The organism is Streptosporangium heterodermiicola, assembly GCF_051390675.1.
Taxonomy (GTDB): domain Bacteria; phylum Actinomycetota; class Actinomycetes; order Streptosporangiales; family Streptosporangiaceae; genus Streptosporangium.
Genome location: NZ_JBPJSR010000003.1, coordinates 38,249 through 58,670, shown reverse-complemented (window position 1 = coordinate 58,670; position 20,422 = coordinate 38,249). Strand labels below are relative to the sequence as shown.

The following is a 20,422-nucleotide window of genomic DNA, read 5'->3' as shown; positions in this document are numbered from 1 at the left end:
CTCTCCGGAGTCCCCCCGGTCGTCGCTCACCCCTCACCCCGAGGGGATGGTGGAGAGGAGGCACCGCTATGCCTCGTCGGCGTCACAAGCGTCCCGAGCCGAGCAACCCGAACACCGAGTCACAGCGCTGGCAGATCATTCAGGCCGCAGCGGCCGTCGGACGCTTCTTCATTGAGGGGGTCCGCGCACTGGCCGATGGGGACCTGAGGAAGAAGGTCGGCGACGTGATCCGTGGGTTGTTCGATGGCGGAGGCCCCGGCGCCTGACCCCTCACAAGGGGTCCGGTCCACCGGAGCCACGCACCATCCGCACTACCGCAGTACCGGAGGCCCTTCGTGCCGCCTGGGACGGCACATCCTTGGCACGAGGGGCTTCCTTTTTCCACGACTGTGCCCCGGTAGACGCTAAATGGATGCAGCCCACCGGCGAGCCAAGTAAACCCTGCATGCAGGCTCTAATCAAGCCAAAACGGTCATCGCGTCACCTACATCCCATCATGTCGCAAGCGTGGTGTTAACGACGAAGCGCGCACGAAACACTGGTCTGCCATGTTCGTACCGGGATTGCCGTTCTGACCTTCTTGTCCCATCTTCTTTGCGCCTCACCTCATGACCTGCAACGGAGCGGCCGACCGCCGCTTCAGCCCTGCGGGTGCCGCCCTAGACGGCACTGCCACCCCATTGAGGTCGAGCGATCATCCCAACGATCATTCGGTGATAGAACCTCACCGTAGCCGCCGTTATATCGGGACCAAAAGTGTGCTCTGGAGCCGAATCGCGGGCTTGTCATGGTGCCGGTCCGAGAGCCGCTTGCCGATGCCAGGAAATTCTGACGATGGAGGCGCGGCGGGCCAGGGAAGCAGCGAGCACGACAGGCATCCGAGATAGGCTGGCGCGGAGTTCCCTGGCGGCCAGAACCGCTTCTCGAAGGCCGTACTCCGAGCGAGCCGCTGTTCGTCGACGAGGAGGGCCGGCTCTGCGACCGCTGGCGTCTCACCACCGCGCTGCGCCGGGCCGCGACCGCCGCCGGGGTCAACTATGCCGGGCTTACTCCGCACACCGCCCGCGCGACGGCCGCCCTGGACGCCGGGGTGTCGCTGGTCGACGTCCAGGAGCTCCTCGGCCACGCCTCCCCCGTCACCACCCAGCGCTACAACCGCGGACGGCGCAAACTCGACTCCCACGCCGCCTACCGGATGGCCTCCATCTTCGGAGGGGGAACCTGACCGGGGACGCGTGGCCGGTGTTCGGCACGCCCAGGCGGTGGCCATGCCCCCTCGTTAAAGAGGGCACTCATCGCGCTTGGCCAGGATCGCCGCCCCGTGCTGGCCCAGGTGCTCTTCTGCGCGAGGCTCCAAGCCTGGCATGATGAGGCGCGTCAACACCGCGTTGACGCCCTAAGAGGAGGAGTCGGTGGCCAGCCGCTCAACGCAGATTCGCCGCCTCGCTGCGGAGCTGGAGACGATCACTGGCGTGACCGTTGAGGCCGCTTATGACGAGCGTGGCCGCCGGTGGGACCTGCGGCCCGTGGTTCAGCTCCTGCTCAGCCGCGAGCGTGACCGCCGCCCACCTGCTGATCGGCGTGGTTGGCCACCGCTACCCTTCGCTGACGTCTACGGACTCGGCCGCTCGGGCGACCGCGAGGTGCTGGGCCTGCTCCCTGAGCCCAACAGCGCCGAGCGCGGCGAGGACCCCAGCGCCCGCGGCAGGACCTACGCTGAGCTGTACCACCCCGACCACGCCGACGACCGGGCTCGTCAGGCCGCCGACCGCCAAGCCGCCTACCAGGTGGCGTTCTCCGACCCCGGCCCCGGCACGTGCGACATCTGCAAGGAGGTCCGTCCCCTGGTGTGGAGCTGGGGTCTCTGCCAGCCCTGCTACTCCGCCAGCGCGTTCGACCCCCAATACGAGACGTTCGACGACGCGCAGGACTAGGGCGACGGGCACCCTGCCGACCGCATCGCCGCGGCCACCGAGGATCGGCGCTCTGCTGGCTACGGCGAGTAGGACCCCACCGGCTACCGGACCGCCCCCGACGGGCGAGGCCTCGCGCGCGCGTAGGCGCCTAGGCGCGCAGGTAAGCGCATACCTGCGCGCTGTTGTTAACGACATAGTCACTCATTGAGCTTTCTTAGTCCAGGTGCCAAGCTCATGCTGAGTGGCCAAGGTATCGGGGTGGTCAGTGCCCAGTACGCGCTCGTGGATGGGGAGCAGGGCGGCGAGTTGGTCTCGGGCGGCGGCTGGGTCTCCTGCTTGTCCGGTCCAGTTGGCGAGCTCATACCGGATGGTCAGAGTGAGGAAATGTCCGGTGCCCAATACGCGCTCGCAGATCGGAAGCAGAGCGGCGAGTTGATCGCGGGCGGCGGCTGGGTCTCCCGCCCGCCCGGTCCAGGCGGCGAGGGAGTGTCGGACGCCCAAAGTGTCGCGATGGTCGGCGCTCAATACACGCTCACAGACCGGGAGCAGAGCGGTGAATTGGTCACGGGCGGCGACAGGGTCTCCCGTCTGCCCTATCCAATGGGCGAGGGCCGCTCGAGCGAGAAAGGTATCGGGGTGGTCGGTGCCTAATACCCGCTCGCGAATGGGAAGCAGGGCTGCGAATTGATCGCGGGCGGCGACAGGGTCTCCCGCCTCCCCTTCCCAGTCAGCGAGGACGCTTCGAGTGACCAGAGTGTCGGGGTGCTCGGCGCCCAGTACCCGCTCGCGGATAGGGAGCAAGGCGGCGAGTTGATCGCGGGCGGAAACGGGGTCCCCGGCCATCCCTGTCCAGAAGGCGAGAGCGTTTCGGGTGTTCAAGGTATCGGGATCTTCGGCGCCTAGTACCCGCTCGCGGATAAGGAGCAGGGCGGCGAACTGGTCGCGAGCGGCGACAGGGTCTCCGGCCCACCCCGTCCAAACGGCGAGGGCGTACCGAGTGGTCAGGGTGTCGCGATGGTCGGTGCCCAGTACCCGCTCGCGAACGGGGAGCAGGGTGACGAGCTGGTCGCGGGCGGAAGCTTCTTCTCCCGCTCGCCCGGTCCAGTGAACAAGGGCGTGTCGGACGGCCAGAGTCTGGGGGTGCTCGGCGCCGAGCGTGGCCGTGTGTGCTTCGTGGAGCTTTTGGAAGAGGGGGATGGCGATACGGAAGTTTCCACTCTGGGCGAGATATTCGGCCACCGTGAGCAGTGCCGGTGAAGCGGGGGAAAACGCGGCGCGGGCGTGTGGCAGCAGTTGGGCGAAGCGTGGCCAGTTGTCCGGCGACTCGGGTGCGTCGGGGAGGACGGCTTGCAGGAGAGCGGCTGCCGCCTGCCGCCAGGCGGTGCGTTGGCCGGGAGGAAGCTGGTCGAGGGTGACCGCCTGGACCAGGCGGTGCACCGACACCTTGCCTCCGGCGGGGCGGTTGACGAGGCAGTGGCGGCGCAGTGCGCTCACCGCGGCGTTGACCGCCAGCTCGCCGCGGGGAAGGGTGAGAATCTCAGCCTCCCTCCCGTAGCCCTCGTGCGGGTCGTGCGGGTCGTCGGGGTCAAGCGAGGCGAGCAGGTGACGGTAGGGGACGTCCTCGGGGGCGTAGCAAGCCAGTAGCCGCAGCAGGGTGATGGCCTGCGGGGTAGTGCGGGACAGGTGCTCGAAGGTCAGGTGCCAGGTGGAGGCGACCTGCTGGTCATACCCCCACGGCCACCCCTGGGCCAGCATCTCGGCGCGGCGGCTGCGCAGCAGGTCCAAGTAGCCGGCCAGGGTGATGCCGACGGCTGCGCTGTAGGCGCCGGCCTGCTCCAGCGCCAGCGGCAAAGCGCCCAGCTCACCGACGAGCGCGGCGGCGGCGTCCTGGTCATCGTCGCCGGTGCGCTCGATCAGAAACACGGTGGCGGGGCCGTCGTCCAGCACGGGCAGCTCCATGCCATGGCGGGCTGGCCAGTGGCCGGAGCGGCTGGTGATCAGGATGTGCCCGTCGCCGGTGGGCGGCAGGAAGGCGCGCACCGCTTCGGCGTCGGGAGCGTTATCGAAGAGGATTAGCCACCGGCCGGGATGAGCGGCCAGGGTGGCGTGCACCTGGTGCACGGGATCGGCCATGTCCCCGGGCTGGCGCACGCCCAGCAGCGCGGCCAGGTCGGCGAACGCCGCCGACAGCACGGTGGTGTCCTCGGCGGGCAGCTGCCACACCAACTGGTAGGCGTGCTGGTGGCGGTAGGCGTACTCCACCGTCAAGCTGGTCTTGCCCACCCCGCCCAGCCCATGCACGGCAAGCACACTCGGCCGGGCCACATCGGCGTTCAGCCGCCGGTGCACCTCGGCAAGCGCCTGATCGCGGCCGGCCAGCTGGGGCGGGCGGGGCGCCAGCCGGACCGGGCGGGCCGGCACCGGCGGTCGCGGCGGTAAGTGCACGCCGCCCACCGACTCCACGATTCCACCGGTGATCATGACGCCGTCGCCGGTCATCACCGGAGCGCCGACCTGCCCGGCCACCGAGCGCCGGTCGGCGTGTGCGCTGCCCGGACCGCTCACCTGGGCTGAATCGGCCACTTGTCCGATCACCTGGCTACCGGCCATCGGGGCACCGATCACCGGCGAACCCAGCCTGCTCGGCACTATCGCTGGCAGGGGAGCGGGTGAGCGTAGCTGTGTCCATAGCGCCGTCCCGGCCACCAGCAGGCCAGCGATCCCGACGAACATGCTGATCACGCTGGCCCGCCTGTCCAGCACGTCCAGTAGCTGGTCTGGCAGGTGCAGCGGGTCGGCGAAGAACCCCACCAGTCCCGCTGCCACCAGCACCAGCGACACCCCGGCCACAGCCCAGACCAGCACACGGCGCAACCCCCGCCGCCTGCGGCCGGGCACCTGCTGCGAAGACCCCTCCACCCTGTTAACAGTGACCGATCCACTACAAAACGTGCAGACATGTCACAGAGCTGTTACCAGCTCGAACTTAAGGCTGGACAGGTCGAGACGGCGGGAGAGTGCGGAAAAGGAGGTTATGCCGCACTGAAAGAGCTGCTGATCGACCGGATCCGGGTGGTAGGCCCCGACTACCCCGACACCATGACCGCCCGGCACAACCTGGCGCACTTGCAGGGAGAAGTCGGGGATGTCGCAGGCGCAGCAGCCGCATCGAAGAGGCTGCCGTCAACCCGGTTGCCGGTCTTACTATTGCCACCACAATGACACGCTCTGCGCCTCCAGGGCGCCGGTGCGGTGTGTGGAACCGTCCGCGATCGCCACTTCGGTGCTCGCCGTGACGGTCGACGGCGATCGACGCCACGCCAACTCCTTCGTCGTCGGCGTGCCACCGAGCCACGACGACATTACCCGGGGAGAATGAGCAGGTTGGATCTCTTATCAAAAGCCAGAACGGCCACCGTCCTCACCCCCTGCGGAGCCTCCTCGATGACCGAACTGGCTACTCGACCTAACCTCGGCCCGGCGCGGCCACCCCTAAGGCGGAGCAGACGCTGAGCCCGGCGGCCCGCGCCGCAGTCGAGGTAGGAACCCTCGAGGCCACCCGGCGGGTGTAAGCCGCCAACTGGACGGCGTTCACCGCCTGGTGCGCGGCGACTGACCGCACTCTGCTGCTCGCCACCGCCGAGTACACCGCGCACCTGAGCGCGGAGCCCTCGGCACGCACCGGTCGCCCGCTGGCCCCCACCTCCATCAAGCGAGCCATGGCCACGATCCGCACGTCACTTAATTGCCTTTTAGTGCGTTACGGACGCGTTCGGCAACAACGTCGATGCGATTTATGCTTTTCCATTGGGTATCGAGATCTTCTTGACCTCCGACCAGCTGGTTACCTGTATCGAAAATAATTCCTTGAGGATCGGCAGCCGCTAGACGGGCCCCCTCAGGAAGTCCATTTTTTTCTCCGTCGATTCGGAATGCGGCTCGCTGTTCTTTGAAAAGGAAAAGTATGACCCTTGTTCCTGAGGGAATGGCTTTGCGGAAGTCTTCAAGAGACGTGCGTGGGGTGCCGTCGTGGTATACGCCCCCTTGATCGAGGTCAACATAAACATAGCCGTCTTTGACGAGACCGCGATCTTTGATTGAGTCCTCTACTTTTACGCGCATGACAATGCGCTTCTCGGGGTATGGGTCACCCTCTATCGCGTATATGTCACGCCCCTGTTCGAATCCTTCTACGGTACCTGTCGTGATCGCTTCATGGTTGCGTGCCTTAACTAATTCTTCGGGAGTGGCTTTGTGGTCGTAGTCGAAATGCATCGCTCGGAGTACGGAAACATTGAGATTGTGGCGTGAGGGAGCAGCCTGAGTAGTAGTTGTCTGTCCTTGTGAGCGTGGGGACGGGTCTGCGTTTCCGCAGCTCACGCCAAAGAAGGCAGTGGCAGTCAAACAGAGCGCAATGCGCAGTATCGAATTATTCACAAGTGCTCCCATATTTAGTTTCTTTAGAACCAGGCATTGATATGGGCTATGTGGTGGCTGTTGTAGGTTCGGGTCCAGGTTGAACCATCTGCCCATAGGCCACTGCGCATGCAGTCGTGACCCTCTGGGGGGGCCGACAGCATTGGGTCGTAATGGGCCAAACCAACCGTGTGCCCCAGTTCATGGCAGGCGGTTTTGGTGTATTGGTTTTCTGTATTGGATGTTGAAGCGTCAATGTAGTTTTTATCCAAAACCGCGCGAGATCTGTCGCAGCGATCGGTATACGGGGCGTCAGGCCACCAAACATCGCATCTAGCTCCCCCGTAGTTGCCGCTGCCCAGTACGTAATTCATCCACACCATATCCGTCTGACCTGTACCGCTGAGGTTACACGTCGAATGATATTGGGTAACAGTGTCAGTTGCGGAGTCTAGATAGTTGATGGCTAACTGCATGTTGTCCGTGAGAGTAACACCGACGGTCCCGGCGTAGCAGTAAATATGATTCCCGCCGTCTGGCTTAAGGTCATTGAACGGCCATGTGTCCGCGCTGGCCGATCCACTTGGAGTGGCAAGAGTAAATGCAATCAAAGAAATTGCCGTTACCATTCTTGTGATCACTCCGCGCTGGGACACCATGAAACGCACCTCCGTGCACTGAAGAAGAGGGGTGTTGTGTGATTTACACAAATTTATAACATTGGATTCCACAAACCATCAAGATCTATTTTGGTAACCCTGTGTGCTCGTTCTGTAATCGGCTTTGAGTGTATGGGCAACTTCTTGAAAATGTTTAAAATAGCGTCGTTGGGAAATGGTTATCTTCTTGCCGGGCCGGATGGTTGCGCCGCTCGCATCTCAACGCCTCGTCGGCATGTACTCTGGCTGACTGCTTCGAGACTCCCCGGATAAGAAGGAGACGGGTCGAGAGGACTGATTCGCCTCCTCTGGCTTCAAACAACGCGGCCAGAGACCATCCCTGCGAGCGCGGGGCGACAGGGCACGGGCCAGCCAGACGGCGCGGGTCATCGGACTATCCCCGCGTAGGCGAGGTCGACGCGTAGCCCCTCTCTGGGAAGATCGTCGTCTCCGGGCCATCCCCGCAGGCGCGGGGCCGACCAAAGCTGACGCATAGGCACGCCAAGCCCCTGAGGACCTTCCCCGTGGACGCGGGGCCGACAGGAGACCTCCGAGACAGTCAGGCAGTGCCCGAGGACCATCCCCGCACGGGGATGGTCCCTGGCCGATCAGCGGCACAATCTGCTGGAACATGTGCTCCCCGCGCCTGCGGGGATGGTCCCGGAACAGGATCCATGTTCTGTCCTATGTGCCCGCCGCCGTTGCCCCTTTCCGGTTTGCTTGGTCTGCCCCTCACTACCTTTCGCGAGCTCTGGGAGAAGACGCAACCCAGCCGGAACCATCAAAAACGATCTTCGGCGGCGGGGGAGAATCGCGGTCGCCAGAGTCTTCCTCGCAGGCTGATGATGGTCGTCGCGAAGCCGCACTTCCAGGTAGTCGTCCTCGCTCCGCTCGGGCCGCTCCGCCTGGACCTGTGGCTCCGCGCAGGCCGATTCGGCTGCTGCCAGGAAGAGCCCGGAGCTCCGAGAGGAAAAAATCTCGAAGGTGCGTTGCATTACACGCGCGACGTTCTGAAGGGATGAAGCTCGAAGGGACGCGTGGAGGGGGTCAGTGGCCTTCGAGGTCTTTCACGCGAGACTCCAGACCTTCTATGCGTTCGGCCAGCCGGCGCACCTCGGTCATCGCCTGCTGAAGTTCGGAGGACGGCTCATTCCGGTCAGGAGTCTTGACCACGTATGTGCCGCGCGTCGATTGCGTGCTGATCAGGCCATCGTGCGCGAGTTCGTCCAAGGCTCGACGGACCGTCTCGACGGCCACGCCGTAGCGCTGGGCCAACTGCCGCCGCGCCGGAAGCCGCTCGCCGAGCTTGAGTCGACCTGCCGCCACTTCTTGACGCAGGTCGTCTGCGATCTGTAGGTAGGCAGGCTGAGGATCGCTGAAATCAGGCACGGACACAACGCCAAGGCTACGCCCTTCAGGTGTACTAGGAAAGCACAGTTGAGCTACACCTAGATTGAACTAGTACAGTACTGCCTACCTAGGCTAATCTGACCGCTAGGCAAGGAGGAAAAGTGAGAGCGATCACCATGGGCTGATGGCTCTGGCCTGGTGTGATGTCGGCCGTGCTTTGGATCACTAGCCGGGTGGATGTGCGCGCATGGCAAGCCAGCGGTGCGGTGTGAAGGTGATGAGAACGGCAGGGGGATCGCGAGGCGCTGAAACACGAGGCGAATCTTCTGACTCTTTCGAGTCAAGTCCAGCAAAGCGATTTGTGTCATCATGGTAGATACGCCTGCTACGTACGTGATTCCTGGAACACGAGGGGGTGAGACGTCTGGGGGAGCACCGGCAGATGAGAAGCGGACAACTGCGCATGTCGGCGTAGCTGAACAGCTCCCCGCCGAATCATGAAGTTGGCCCTCTGCACGTTCACTACAGGAGGACCCAGCGCCCGCATTGCTTGGAGGCGCGCTGGCGCCGGGCCTCCCATCAGACCCACTCGAAGGGAGTAGGCCATGTTCAGCATCCCATCGATCGCGAGCACGGACACCCTAGGGGTGCCTCAATGGCTCATGCGTCGGCTGCTGACTCTCGTCACCACCCTGACGGGACGCGGGCATCTTGACAAGATCTCAGCGATCGGAGTCAACGTCGATGGCTGAGACTGTCTGGCTGTCGTCAGATGGCCCCCATGGTGACGACTACACCAGCGAGGTCGCCGTAGCCGTATCCGAGGCTGTCCGCGTCCTCAACCACGCCACGCTCTCCCATGTCGGCGTCACCTATCCGTCCACCGTGTACGACGTCCTCGGCCGTATCAGCAGTTCGACAGCTGGGCTTGACCAACTGCTGGGGCAACTCGGCGAGGCGTTGCGGCGCATGCAGGCATCCGGACAACTGGGTGACGACCATGGCGACCCCGACGAGCGTCTTGACAAGGCCTTGTCAGAACTTACGGCGGCCCGGAAGACGGCACGTGACCTCGCGCTCCGAATCGACCGTGCCTTCAACACCACGGCCGGTCTGCATCTGACGGACAGAGGCAGGCACTAGATGAAACGAGAAGGGCTGTATTTCGACGACCGGTTCCCGACTCGGAGGCAGGTAGCAAGCCTGTCGGACGCCGCATTTCGTATGCATTTCACAGCGATCTTCTGGTGTGCCCACAACCTGACCGACGGTGCGGTACTCCAGGAAGACCTGATCGACGTGTGTCCGCGGGTGCGAAAGCCGCTGCGCTTCATCACCGAACTCGTGTCCCGGGGTACCTGGCATCCGTCTGGCGAAGAGTGTCCCTCCGATCTCTGCCCGGCACCTGTGGCGAAGGGGTGGGTGATTCATGACTTCTTCGCATTCGTGCCCGCTAAGGAGCGGGCGGAGAAAGAACGAAAGGCCAACGCCGAGCGGCAGAAGAGGTGGCGAGACAGGCAACGCGACCGGACCGAGCCACCCGCAGTCGACGGTGGCGTCAGTAACGCCAAACGTAACGCGTTACTGACGACGACTCCGTCGATCGCGTTATCGTCCAGCTTCTGGCTGAGTTGACCGGCCGCGAGATCCGCCTCCTCGACGCGGCCGCGATCCGCCACGCGATCCTCGATGGCCGGTCCGTCAAGCACCGAAGTCACTACGTGGCCAAGGCGATCAAGGAAGACCCCGACAAGTTCCTGCCTGCGTTCGAGGGCGTCGAGCCCAGTCCGTCGCTGAGGATCGCCCCAGATTGGTGCGGTTACTGCGACGAGCGCACCCGGCAGATGGAACTTCACGACAACACTGTGGCGCGCTGCCCGGCGTGCCACCCACTTGCAGCTAAGAAACCTGCGTCATGACCAGACGCAAAGCACTGTCCTGCTTGAGAAAGCACCGCAGGCAGCCTGCGCTTTCGACGTCACGGAAACATCCGACCCGCCGCCCTGCCGAGGTGCCAGCCGCAACGTGCAGATCTACGCCAAGGTACGGCAGCAAAACGGCCCCGACTCCAGTACCGCCAAGCACGTCGCCGGGGCCGTACCCCTACCCGCCAGCAACGAACGCATAGGAGCGCCTCTCATCATGACCGCATCCACCACTCGCAAACAGCGGACTCCGCACATCGTCTTACCAAGTGAACCGCCCCGCCTGACGCCCGGCGCCGCCACAGAACTGCTCGCCATCCTGCTGGAGGCTCACCAAACCATGCTCGTCAACTGCCCCAACGTCGCATAGGACCCATGAACACCATCCGCTTCGCCTTCTACGGCCGAGTCTCCACCGAGGACAAGCAGGATCCCCAGTCCTCGCGAGGCTGGCAGATCACCCGCTCCCGCGCGCTCATCGAGTCGCGCGGGGGCGTGATCGTCACCGAGTTCTTCGACATCGACAAGTCCCGCTCGATCCCCTGGCAGCGCCGCCCGCACGCGGCGGCGCTGCTCGCCGAACTACGCACCCCCGACCGCGGCTTCGACGCGGTGGTGATCGGCGAGCCGCAACGAGCCTTCTACGGCAACCAGTACGGCCTGACCTTCCCCGTCTTCGAGCACTTCAGGGTTCCGCTCTGGGTGCCCGAGGTGGGCGGCCCCATCGACCCGAACAACGAGGCTCATGACCTCGTCATGAGCGTGTTCGCCGGGATGAGCAAGGGCGAGCGCAATCGCATCAAGATCCGCGTGCGCAGCGCCATGAAAGCCCAGGCCCAGGTGGAAGGCCGCTTCCTCGGGGGCAGGCCGCCGTACGGCTATCGCTTGGCTGATGCCGGCCCCCATCCCAATCCCGCCAAGGCGGCCGAAGGCAAGCGGCAGCACCGATTGGAACTCGACGAGTTCGCCGCTGCCGTCGTGGCCCGGATCTTCGGTGAGTTCCTGGAAGGCCGTGGTCTCTACGCCATCGCCGAACGTCTGAGCGCCGATGGCATTCCCTGCCCTTCGGCCCACGACCCGGGCCGCAACCGCCACAGATCCGGGATCGCATGGTCCAAGAGCGCAATACGGGCCATCATCACCAATCCTCGCTACACCGGTCGCCAGGTCTGGAACCGGCAGCGAAAAGACGAGGTCCTCATCGACGTTGACGACGTCGGCCTCGGCCACGCCACCAAGCTCCGCTGGAACACGCGCGAGGAGTGGGTGTGGTCCGACGAGATCGCGCAACCGCCGATCGTGACCGCAGAGGACTTCGAGGTCGTCCAGGAGTTGCTCGCCGGGCGCGGTGGGCGGCAGACCGGTCGCCGCCTCAAGGCCGCGAGCCACACGTACATCCTCCGAGGGCTGCTCTTCTGCGGGGTATGTGATCGACGGATGCAGGGCAACTGGTCCAACGAGGCGCCGTACTACCGGTGCCGCTTTCCCGAGGAGTACGCCCTGGCGAATCGGGTCATGCACCCTCGCAATGTCTACATCCGAGAGGACGCGATCGTTCCGAAGCTTGATCGCTGGCTGGGGAGGTTGTTCTTTCCTCACCGAGTCGATGAGACGCTCGACCTTCTGGTCGAAGCCCAGCGGATCGAGCCGTCGGAGCATGAAAATCTCCCCGTGGCGCGGCGTCAACTGGCTGAATGCGATCGAAAGCTCGCCCAGCATCGTGCCGCGCTGGAGGCGGGTGCGGACCCTGCCGTGGTCGCCGGCTGGATCCGAGAGGAACAGGCCAAGAAGATCCGAGCCGAAGCACAGCTACGCCGTGAACCGAACCGCAGGCGGCAGCTCACCCGAGACGACCTTGCGAAGGTGATGAACACCATGGGTGACGCAGTACGGCTTCTGGGAAAGGCTGAGCCGGTCAGGAAGGCCCGGCTGTACGCCGGGCTCGGCGTTCGGCTGACCTATCACCCCGGCAAAAAAAGAATCCTGGTCAGCTCTACGTCTGACCAGGACCTCATGGGCGAATCGAACGTGTCCGAGGGGGGACTTGAACCCCCATGCCCCGCAAAGGGCACTAGCACCTCAAGCTAGCGCGTCTGCCTATTCCGCCACCCGGACGTGGTGCCTGCACGTGGGACCGTCATCCCGCGTCGGCGGACTCAGGTTAGCAAACTCTTGAGCCAGCGTCATATCGGTAAGAGGGCGGGCAAGGGCGGGGTGCCGGGAAGGGGAGGCCGACGGCAGGATGGGAGGCGGAAGCCGTACCGAACCCCAAGGAGTCCACATGACGGCGATCAACGCTGAGGACGAGGTCGTCGGGCTGTGCCGCGACCTGATCCGGATCGACTCGACCAACGCGGGCGACAACTCAGGGCCCGGTGAGCGGGCCGCCGCCGAGTACGTGGCGGAGAAACTGTCCGAGGTCGGGCTGGAGCCGCTGATCCTGGAGTCGGACAGCCGCAGGGCCAACGTGATCGCCCGCATCGCGGGCGAGGACTCCTCCCGTGACGCCCTGCTGCTGCACGGGCACCTGGACGTCGTCCCCTTCAACGCGGACGACTGGACCCAGCACCCGCTCAGCGGCGAGATCGCCGACGGCTGCGTCTGGGGGCGCGGCGCGGTCGACATGAAGAACATGGACGCGATGATCCTCGCGGTCGTACGGCAGCGGCTCAGCGAGGGCCGCCGTCCGCCCAGGGACGTGGTGCTGGCTTTCACCGCCGACGAGGAGGCGGGCGGCAAGTACGGCGCGCAGTGGCTGGCCGACGAGCACAAGGAGCTGTTCGACGGCTGCTCCGAGGCGATCGGCGAGGTGGGCGGGTTCAGCGTCTCCATCGACGAGGCGCGCAGGCTCTACCTGATCGAGGCCGCCGAGAAGGGCATCGCCTGGATGCGCCTGACCGCCACCGGCAGGGCCGGGCACGGCTCGATGCTCAACGCCGAGAACGCGGTCACCGAGCTGGCCGAGGCGGTGGGCCGCATCGGGCGGTACGAGTGGCCGGTCCGGATGACGCGGACGGTCAGGACGTTCCTGGAGGAGACCTCCAAGGCCCTGGAGCTGGAGCTTGACCTGGACGACGCCGAGAAGACCGTCGCCAAGCTGGGACCGCTCGCCCGGATGATCGGCGCCACGCTGCGCAACACCGCCAACCCCACGATGCTGGAGGCCGGCTACAAGGCCAACGTGATCCCCCAGACCGCGACCGCGCACGTGGACGGCCGCTTCCTGCCGGGGTACGAGGACGAGTTCTTCGAGACGCTCGACGGGCTGCTCGGCCCCAACGTGACCAGGGAGTTCGTCTACCACGACATCGCCATCGAGACCGGCTTCGACGGGCCGCTGGTGCGCACGATGGCCGACGCCCTCCTCGCCGAGGACCCGGGGGCGCTGGCCGTGCCGTACACGCTGTCGGGGGGCACGGACCTCAAGGCGTTCAGCAGGCTGGGCATCCGGGGATTCGGGTTCGCGCCGCTGCGGCTGCCCGCGGACCTGGACTTCTCCGGGATGTTCCATGGCATCGACGAGAGGGTGCCGGTGGATTCGCTCCAGTTCGGGGTCCGGGTGCTTGACCGTTTCCTGGACGGCTGCTGAGCCGTTCCCGGGAAATCCGTTGCGCTCACTCGATGTGGTGCTAGCGTAACTCTCCGTTGAGGGATGGCTCGTGTCCAAACGGGCCCGTCCAGGAGCTTTGGGGAGGTCACGTGGCACGTGTGCCGCACGGGCAGTGGAGGGCGTTCTCGCCCGCTGCCCGACGCGCGCCCGTGACCCTTCCCGTCGACGACACGATCCCCGACCGGGCTGACCGGATGGCGCGGTTCGCGGCCGGCACTCGGCGGGGCGTCAGGCGAGCCCTCGCTATCGGCGGTCTCCTGGCCGCCGCATGGCTGCTCGCGGTCGTCTTCGGGCTCCTCGGCGCCGCTCCCGCGGTCGCGGACACCACCGCGACGACAGGGGAGGCGGGCTCCCAGACCCCTCACGCAGCCGCTTCCGGATCGGCTTCCAGAGCCGATGTCTTCCCCACGGTCAGCGGCGGGCTGTCGGCGACGCACAACGCCGAGGCCATGGCGGGGCGAGGTGTGGACGGGCTCACCAGCCAGTCCAAGCCGGGGTTCCCGGCACCCGCCACCGTCGAGCACGGCTCTGGCGCCAATGGATTCGTGCCCCAGAGCGGTGGTGGATCCGGCCTCTCAGGACCGGGTCCGGGGGATGTCGCGTTGTTCGCCCACGACCCGCGGCAGATGACGCAGCGGGTCCCGCCGGCGTTCGTGCTCCCCCCTGTCGTCCGCACAGCGGCGGACGATCCTTCCTTCTCTCCTGACTGATCTCGTCTCACGGACCGGCCCATCCCCTCTCGGGTGATCCGCCGGTCGCGGAGCCTGCCTTCATCCTCCGTCCCCAGGAGAACCGCTCCGTCCGGTGAGCGACCAGCAGGCAGCGGAAAAGGCATTTCCCATTCCTCGTGACGGCCCGTCGGGGCCTCCGCTGTGCGGGCCTGTCCGGCCTTCGCATGGCCTCCACGCCCTCACGAGGGTCAGGTCCCCCCCGAACTGCTAGGAGCTTCAATCATGCGTACGTGGGTTACGGGCACGGCCCCCGCGGCACTGCTCGCGCTGGGCGTCATGGCCATGGGCGGCGGTACGGCCTTCGCCGACACCGACGGCGACCACTCGATCGCCGGAGGCAACCAGGTCAACCTCCCGATCACCCTGCCGATCGACATCAGCGGCAACGCCGTCGGTGTGGCCGGGCAGTCGGCCGCCTCCTCGGAGGGCGGCGCCTCCGTCGAGCCCGGCGACGGCGACCCGGGCGCCGGTGGCAACACCACGTCCGGCCGGGGCAGCGTCCTGGGCGGCAACCAGGTCGTCGCTCCCATCACCGCGCCCGTCAACGCCTGTGGCAACGCGGTGTCGGTCTTCGGCCGCTCCGAGGCGGGCTGCCGGGGCGGCTCCTCGGTGCGTAACCAGGGCGGAGGCGGCGGCGGAGCCGGTGGCAACCGCACGAACGGTGAGCACAGCGTCGGCGGCGGTAACCAGGTGGTCGCGCCGATCACCGCGCCGATCAACGCCTGCGGCAACTCCTTCGCGATCTTCGGCGGGGCCGCGGCCGGTTGCCGTGGCGGGGCCTCGGTGAGCAACCAGGGCGGGTCCGGTGGCGGGTCCGGTGCCGGTGGCAACCGCACCTCCGGCCGGGGCTCGGTGCTGGGCGGTAACCAGGTGGTCGCGCCGATCACCGCGCCGATCAACATCTGCGGCAACTCGGTCGCCGTCGTCGGCGAGGCCTTCTCCGGCTGCGAGGGCGGCGCCGAGGTCGTCGGCGGCACCCCGGGCGGCCCTGGGAACCCCGGCGGTCCCGGCAACCCCGGTGGCCCTGGGAACCCCGGCGGTCCCGGGCACCCCGGCGGCCCAGGGCACCCCGGCGGTCCGGGACACCCGGGTGGTCCGGGGTGGCCCGGCAAGCCCGGAGAGCACGAAGGACCCGGCCGGCCCGGCGGACCCGGCGGGTCCGGGGAGCACGGCAGGCCCGGCAAGCCCGGTTACGGTGGCCACGGTGACCGCGGGAAGCAGTGGCCGCGCCCCGGTGGCGGCTGGGAGCACGGCCCGCGTCCGGGCGGCCCCGGTTCCGGCGGCCCCGGCGACGGCTGGGAGCGCGGTCCCCGTCCCGGTGGCCCCGGCGGCCCCGGTGGTTACGGCCGGCAGGGGAACGACACCGACGGGCGCTTCGGCGCCGGCAGCGGCAACCAGGTGGTGGCGCCGATCACCGCGCCCGCCGAGGTCTGCGGCAGCGCCGTCGGCAACGGCCGGGCGGGGTGCCCCGGAGGAGTGTCGGTTCCGGCGGGCCGGGGCGGCGGTGCGGGCGCGGGTGGCAACACCACGTCCGGCCGGGGTTCCGTGCTGGGTGGCAACCAGATCGTCGCGCCGATCACGGCGCCGATCAACGTCTGCGGCAACGCGGTCGCCGTCCTGGGCGGCGCGTTCGCCGGTTGCCAGGGCGGTGCGTCCGTGGTGGGCGGCGGCGCCGGTGGTGGTGGCGGTGCCGGTGGCAACCGCACGAACGGTGAGCACAGCGTCGGCGGCGGCAACCAGGTGGTCGCGCCGATCACGGCGCCGGTCAACGTCTGCGGCAACGCGGTGGGCGTGCTCGGCCAGGCCGCGGCCGCGTGCCGGGGCGGCGCCTCGGTCGCGGGCGGCGCGGGCGCGGGTACGGGTGCCGGTGGCAACCGCACCTCCGGCCGGGGCTCGGTGCTGGGCGGTAACCAGGTGGTCGCGCCGATCACCGCGCCGGTCAACATCTGCGGCAACGCGGTCGCCGTCCTGGGCGACGCCGCCGCGGGCTGCCTCGGCGGCTCCCGCGTCGGCGGCCCGTCCGGGCGTCCGGGCAGTGGTGGCCCCGGTGGCCCCGGTGGCTCCGGCGGCGGCCAGTGGGGTGGCCCCGGCGGTCACGGCGGTCACGGTGGCTACGACAACGGTCACGGTCACTGGGACTCCAAGCCCGGCAGGCACAAGACCAGCGGTCTGCTGCCCGCCTTCCCGGCGGTCCCGGCTCTCGGCGGCGCGACCGGCCAGGCGTCCGCCTCCGACATGTCGTCGGCGCCCGCGGACCAGGCGCGGTTCGCGGCCCCCGCGAGGCTGCCCGAGCTCCCCGCCGTGCCCGCCGCTCCGGCGGGTGACCGGGCCGCGTCGGCCGGTGACCGGGCCACGTCGGCCGGGAACGGCTCGCCGCTGGCTCCCGTCACCGACCTGGGCTCCTCGACCCCGGCGGGCGCCCTGCCGGTCGGCGACCTGGGTCTGATGAGCGCCGCCCAGCCCGTGGGGGTGACCGGGATGAATGTCGGTTCCCTGGTCACCCTGATGATCGGCGCGATGGCCGCGGTCGCCGCGACGGTCTTCGGCACCACCCGCCGGATCCGTTTCGGCAAGAAGTAAGACGTAGAAAGTAAGACATTAGTCACCCATTAGACATGCTTTCCCAGAGCCACTGAGGAAGGCACGCAGACGCCCCGACGGCCGTGAGACAGGACGACCGCGCCCCTGTGGCGCGGCGTCCGCCCGGCCGTCGGGGCATGGAAGCTTTGCCCGTTCCGGGGGCGCGGCCCGGAGCGGGCAAAGCCATGTCCGGGATCACATCGTCCTGGTCACACGTATGATCTTCCGGCGCAGTCGGACGTCCCGGCGGCCGTCGGGATACAGTCGCAGGCGGTCGAGTTCCCAGTCGCCGTATTCTGCATGTTCGGTCAGTATCCGCCGGGCTGCGTCCCGGGATGTGCCACGCGGAAGGTGGAGAACCAAGTAGGAGTAGTCGAGCACAGCGATTAGTCTCCGAGGGTGAGCTGGGGGACGTCGACACTCATAGGGCTTTATTCTGCGTCCTTGCGGCTTCTCTTGGGAGTGTCCCCGGCTGAGACCGGGTAACCCGAGGGGAAGAAAACGGGGAACGAATGCGAACAGCGAGGTAGGAAGCAGCGTGCCAGCCAAGAACGGCAACGCCGACGGAACCCGCCTGGTGATCGTCGAGTCGCCTTCCAAGGCGAAGACCATCGCCGGGTACCTCGGCCGCGGCTACGTCGTGGAGTCCAGCATCGGGCATATTCGCGACCTCCCCGAGAAGGCCGATGACATCCCCGAGAAGTTCAAGGGGGAGTCGTGGGCGCGCCTCGGCGTCAACGTGGATCATGAGTTCGAGCCGCTCTACGTCGTCAACCACGACAAGAAGGCGCAGGTGAGCAAGCTCAAGCAGCTGCTCAAGGACGCCGACGAGCTCTATCTCGCCACTGACGAGGATCGCGAGGGCGAGGCGATCGCCTGGCATCTGCGCGAGGTGCTCAACCCCAAGGTCCCGGTCCACCGCATGGTGTTCCACGAGATCACTAAGCGGGCGATCCAGGACGCGGTGGCCAATCCCCGCACCCTGAACCTGCGGCTGGTCGACGCCCAGGAGACCCGGCGCATCCTCGACCGCCTCTACGGCTACGAGGTCAGCCCGGTCCTGTGGAAGAAGGTCAAGCCCAAGCTGTCCGCCGGGCGCGTGCAGTCCGTGGCGACCCGGCTCGTCGTGGAGCGCGAGCGCGAGCGCCTCGCGTTCACCAGCGCGAGTTACTGGGACCTGCAGGCGCTGCTCGACACCGGCCGCGACGAGGTCCCGCACGAGTTCACCGCCACGCTGACCGGCGTGGACGGCAAGCGCGTCGCCCAGGGCCGTGACTTCGCGAGCACCGGCACCCTCAAGAACGCCGACGTGCTCCACCTCGACGAGCAGGCCGCCCACGCCCTGGCCGGGCGGCTGGCCGGTGTCTCGTACAAGGTCAAGTCCGTCGAGCGCAAGCCGTACACCCGTAAGCCGTACGCGCCGTTCAGGACGACCACGTTGCAGCAGGAGGCCAGCCGCAAGCTGGGCTTCTCCGCGAAGTCGACCATGCAGGTCGCCCAGCGCCTGTACGAGAACGGCTTCATCACCTACATGCGGACCGACAGCATCACGCTGTCGGAGACCGCCGTCGCGGCGGCCCGCAGCCAGGCGATCAAGCTGTACGGCGCGGCGTACGTGCCCGACAAGCCGCGCGTCTACGCCAGCAAGGTCAAGAACGCGCAGGAGGCGCACGAGGCGATCCGTCCCTCGGGCGAGGAGTTCCGCACGCCGGGCGAGACCGGGCTGAGCGGCGACATGTTCCGCCTGTACGAGCTGATCTGGCAGCGGACCGTGGCCTCCCAGATGAAGGACGCGGTCGGCGAGTCGGTCACCGTCAAGGTGAACGGCACGTCCAGCTCCGGCGAGCGGGTCGAGTTCACCGCCTCCGGGCGGACGATCACCTTCCACGGTTTCCTGAAGGCCTACGTCGAGGGCGCGGACGACCCGTCCACCGACAGGGACGACTCCGAGAAGCGCCTGCCGAACCTCGCAGAGAACGACCCGCTCACCGCGTCCGCCCTCAACGTGCTGGCACACGCCACCAAGCCGCCCGCGCGGTACACCGAGGCGTCGCTGATCAAGGAGCTGGAGGACCGGGAGATCGGCCGCCCGTCGACGTACGCGTCGATCATCGGAACGATCCTCGACCGGGGCTACGTCTTCAAGAAAGGCACGGCCCTGGTGCCGTCCTTCCTGGCGTTCGCGGTGGTCAACCTGCTGGAGCAGCACTTCGGCCACCTCGTCGACTACGACTTCACCGCCGACATGGAGAAGGTCCTCGACGACATCGCCAACGACAGGGCGGAGCGGGTGCCGGAGCTGCGCCGGTTCTACTTCGGCGTGGACGGCGACGAGGGCCTGAAGGAGATGGTGACCGATCTCGACGAGATCGACGCCAAGGAGATCAGCTCGTTCCCGATCAGGGGCACCGACATCATGATCCGGGTGGGCCGCTACGGCCCGTACCTGGACCGTGACGGCGCCCGGGTGAACGTGCCGGAGGACCTGGCTCCCGACGAGCTCACCGCCGAGATGGCCGAGGAGCTGTTCTCCCGCCCGACGGGTGACCGGGAGCTGGGCAAGGACCCGGTGACCGGGCACGTGATCGTGGCCAAGGACGGTCGTTACGGCCCGTACGTCACCGAGATCCTGCCGGAGGAGGCGCCTCCGGCCGAGGGCGCCAAGAAGAGGACCAAGAAGGCCGACGTCCCCAAGCCGCGCACCGGGTCGCTGCTCAAGACGATGGCCCTGGACACCATCACCCTTGAGGACGCCCTGCTCCTGCTCTCGCTGCCCAGGGTGCTCGGGGTGATCGACGACCAGGAGGTCACCGCCCAGAACGGCAAGTTCGGGCCCTACATCAAGAAGGGCACCGACTCGCGCTCCCTGGCGTCGGAGGAGGAGCTGTTCACGGTCACCCTCGACCGGGCCAAGGAGCTGTTCGCCCAGCCCAAGGCGCGGGGCAGGCGGGCCGCGGCCGCGCCGCCGCTGCGCGAGCTGGGTGAGGATCCCGTCTCCAAGAAGCCGATCGTGGTGAAGGAGGGGCGGTTCGGGCCCTACGTCACCGACGGGGAGACCAACGCCTCCCTGCGCAAGGGTGACGAGGTCGAGCAGATCACCACCGAGCGCGCCGCCGAGCTCCTCGCCGACCGCCGTGCCCGCGGCCCGGCGCCCAAGCGCACCACCACCAGGGCCAAGGCGAAGGCCTGACGCCTTTCCCGGGGTTCCGGGGGCCTCCGGGTTCCGGGGACTCCC

Annotated in this window: 15 protein-coding genes, 1 tRNA gene and 1 pseudogene; 12 read left to right on the top strand and 5 right to left on the bottom strand. The window is 67.1% G+C overall.

The window, feature by feature from the left end; translation table 11 throughout:
- Positions 1-68 precede the first annotated feature (68 nt).
- From ACSC1Q_RS07485 to ACSC1Q_RS07475, 3 genes are all read left to right on the top strand, one after another.
- Entirely contained in the window at positions 69-266 is a 198-nt protein-coding gene (locus tag ACSC1Q_RS07485; protein WP_436757928.1) for a hypothetical protein, read from the top strand.
- 617 nt (positions 267-883) lie between these two features.
- Positions 884-1,225, top strand: a complete 342-nt coding sequence (locus ACSC1Q_RS07480) for a tyrosine-type recombinase/integrase (RefSeq protein ID WP_436758360.1) — start codon at positions 884-886, stop codon at positions 1,223-1,225.
- A gap of 247 nt (positions 1,226-1,472) precedes the next feature.
- A complete protein-coding gene (locus ACSC1Q_RS07475) occupies positions 1,473-1,934 on the top strand; it encodes a hypothetical protein (protein ID WP_436757927.1) in 462 nt (153 codons plus the stop codon).
- A 183-nt stretch (positions 1,935-2,117) separates the two neighbouring features.
- On the opposite strand, the gene fxsT is transcribed toward ACSC1Q_RS07475, so the two are convergent.
- The 3 genes from fxsT to ACSC1Q_RS07460 form a co-directional block, all read right to left on the bottom strand.
- Positions 2,118-4,781 carry an FxSxx-COOH system tetratricopeptide repeat protein gene (fxsT, locus tag ACSC1Q_RS07470; RefSeq protein WP_436757926.1) on the bottom strand — a complete coding sequence of 888 codons (2,664 nt, stop codon included), beginning with the start codon at positions 4,779-4,781 and terminating at the stop codon, positions 2,118-2,120.
- 876 nt (positions 4,782-5,657) lie between these two features.
- Entirely contained in the window at positions 5,658-6,191 is a 534-nt protein-coding gene (locus ACSC1Q_RS07465) for a hypothetical protein (protein ID WP_436757925.1), read from the bottom strand.
- Between the two features lie 1,847 nt (positions 6,192-8,038).
- The gene (locus ACSC1Q_RS07460; protein WP_436757924.1) at positions 8,039-8,386 is read right to left on the bottom strand and encodes a GntR family transcriptional regulator; all 348 of its coding nucleotides are present in this window, start codon (positions 8,384-8,386) and stop codon (positions 8,039-8,041) included.
- 699 nt (positions 8,387-9,085) lie between these two features.
- Between ACSC1Q_RS07460 and ACSC1Q_RS07455 the strand changes: the two genes are divergently transcribed.
- The 5 genes and pseudogenes from ACSC1Q_RS07455 to ACSC1Q_RS07435 all read left to right on the top strand — a co-directional run.
- Positions 9,086-9,484, top strand: a complete 399-nt coding sequence (locus ACSC1Q_RS07455; protein WP_436757923.1) for a hypothetical protein — start codon at positions 9,086-9,088, stop codon at positions 9,482-9,484.
- The gene (locus ACSC1Q_RS07450; RefSeq protein ID WP_436757922.1) at positions 9,485-9,976 is read left to right on the top strand and encodes a hypothetical protein; all 492 of its coding nucleotides are present in this window, start codon (positions 9,485-9,487) and stop codon (positions 9,974-9,976) included.
- Positions 9,973-10,260 (top strand): hypothetical protein, encoded by a 288-nt coding sequence (locus ACSC1Q_RS07445; protein ID WP_436757921.1) that lies wholly within the window; start codon positions 9,973-9,975, stop codon positions 10,258-10,260. The genes ACSC1Q_RS07450 and ACSC1Q_RS07445 overlap by 4 nt, the downstream gene beginning before the upstream one ends.
- Before the next feature lie 106 nt (positions 10,261-10,366).
- Positions 10,367-10,636 (top strand): hypothetical protein, encoded by a 270-nt coding sequence (locus tag ACSC1Q_RS07440; RefSeq protein WP_436757920.1) that lies wholly within the window; start codon positions 10,367-10,369, stop codon positions 10,634-10,636.
- 5 nt (positions 10,637-10,641) lie between these two features.
- Positions 10,642-11,760, top strand: a pseudogene (locus ACSC1Q_RS07435) (recombinase family protein); the annotation flags it as partial.
- 535 nt (positions 11,761-12,295) lie between these two features.
- Here the strand turns inward: ACSC1Q_RS07435 and ACSC1Q_RS07430 are convergent.
- Positions 12,296-12,381: transfer RNA gene (locus ACSC1Q_RS07430), tRNA-Leu, on the bottom strand.
- A 166-nt stretch (positions 12,382-12,547) separates the two neighbouring features.
- Between ACSC1Q_RS07430 and ACSC1Q_RS07425 the strand changes: the two genes are divergently transcribed.
- From ACSC1Q_RS07425 to ACSC1Q_RS07415, 3 genes are all read left to right on the top strand, one after another.
- Positions 12,548-13,855, top strand: coding sequence for a M20/M25/M40 family metallo-hydrolase (locus tag ACSC1Q_RS07425; RefSeq protein WP_436757919.1), 1,308 nt, complete (start codon positions 12,548-12,550; stop codon positions 13,853-13,855).
- 110 nt (positions 13,856-13,965) lie between these two features.
- Positions 13,966-14,586: a hypothetical protein gene (locus ACSC1Q_RS07420; protein WP_436757918.1), complete on the top strand. Its 621-nt coding sequence runs from the start codon at positions 13,966-13,968 to the stop codon at positions 14,584-14,586.
- 243 nt (positions 14,587-14,829) lie between these two features.
- Positions 14,830-17,187: a chaplin family protein gene (locus ACSC1Q_RS07415; RefSeq protein ID WP_436757917.1), complete on the top strand. Its 2,358-nt coding sequence runs from the start codon at positions 14,830-14,832 to the stop codon at positions 17,185-17,187.
- A 195-nt stretch (positions 17,188-17,382) separates the two neighbouring features.
- Here the strand turns inward: ACSC1Q_RS07415 and ACSC1Q_RS07410 are convergent, their stop codons facing one another.
- Positions 17,383-17,799, bottom strand: a complete 417-nt coding sequence (locus ACSC1Q_RS07410) for a DUF5703 family protein (RefSeq protein ID WP_425581893.1) — start codon at positions 17,797-17,799, stop codon at positions 17,383-17,385.
- Here ACSC1Q_RS07410 and topA point away from each other — a divergent pair.
- The gene (topA, locus tag ACSC1Q_RS07405) at positions 17,726-20,377 is read left to right on the top strand and encodes a type I DNA topoisomerase (RefSeq protein WP_436757916.1); all 2,652 of its coding nucleotides are present in this window, start codon (positions 17,726-17,728) and stop codon (positions 20,375-20,377) included. The two genes, ACSC1Q_RS07410 and topA, sit on opposite strands and share 74 nt — an antisense overlap.
- The last annotated feature ends 45 nt before the right edge of the window (positions 20,378-20,422 follow it).

Excerpts from the sequence above, each read along its gene's own strand:
- ACSC1Q_RS07485 (WP_436757928.1), top strand. The coding sequence starts at position 69 with ATGCCTCGTCGGCGTCACAAGCGTCCCGAGCCGAGCAACCCGAACACC.
- ACSC1Q_RS07465 (WP_436757925.1), bottom strand. The coding sequence starts at position 6,191 with ATGCATTTCGACTACGACCACAAAGCCACTCCCGAAGAATTAGTTAAG.
- ACSC1Q_RS07455 (WP_436757923.1), top strand. The coding sequence starts at position 9,086 with ATGGCTGAGACTGTCTGGCTGTCGTCAGATGGCCCCCATGGTGACGAC.
- ACSC1Q_RS07450 (WP_436757922.1), top strand. The coding sequence starts at position 9,485 with ATGAAACGAGAAGGGCTGTATTTCGACGACCGGTTCCCGACTCGGAGG.
- ACSC1Q_RS07425 (WP_436757919.1), top strand. The coding sequence starts at position 12,548 with ATGACGGCGATCAACGCTGAGGACGAGGTCGTCGGGCTGTGCCGCGAC.
- ACSC1Q_RS07415 (WP_436757917.1), top strand. The coding sequence starts at position 14,830 with ATGCGTACGTGGGTTACGGGCACGGCCCCCGCGGCACTGCTCGCGCTG.
- ACSC1Q_RS07410 (WP_425581893.1), bottom strand. The coding sequence starts at position 17,799 with ATGGTCTTCGCCTTGGAAGGCGACTCGACGATCACCAGGCGGGTTCCG.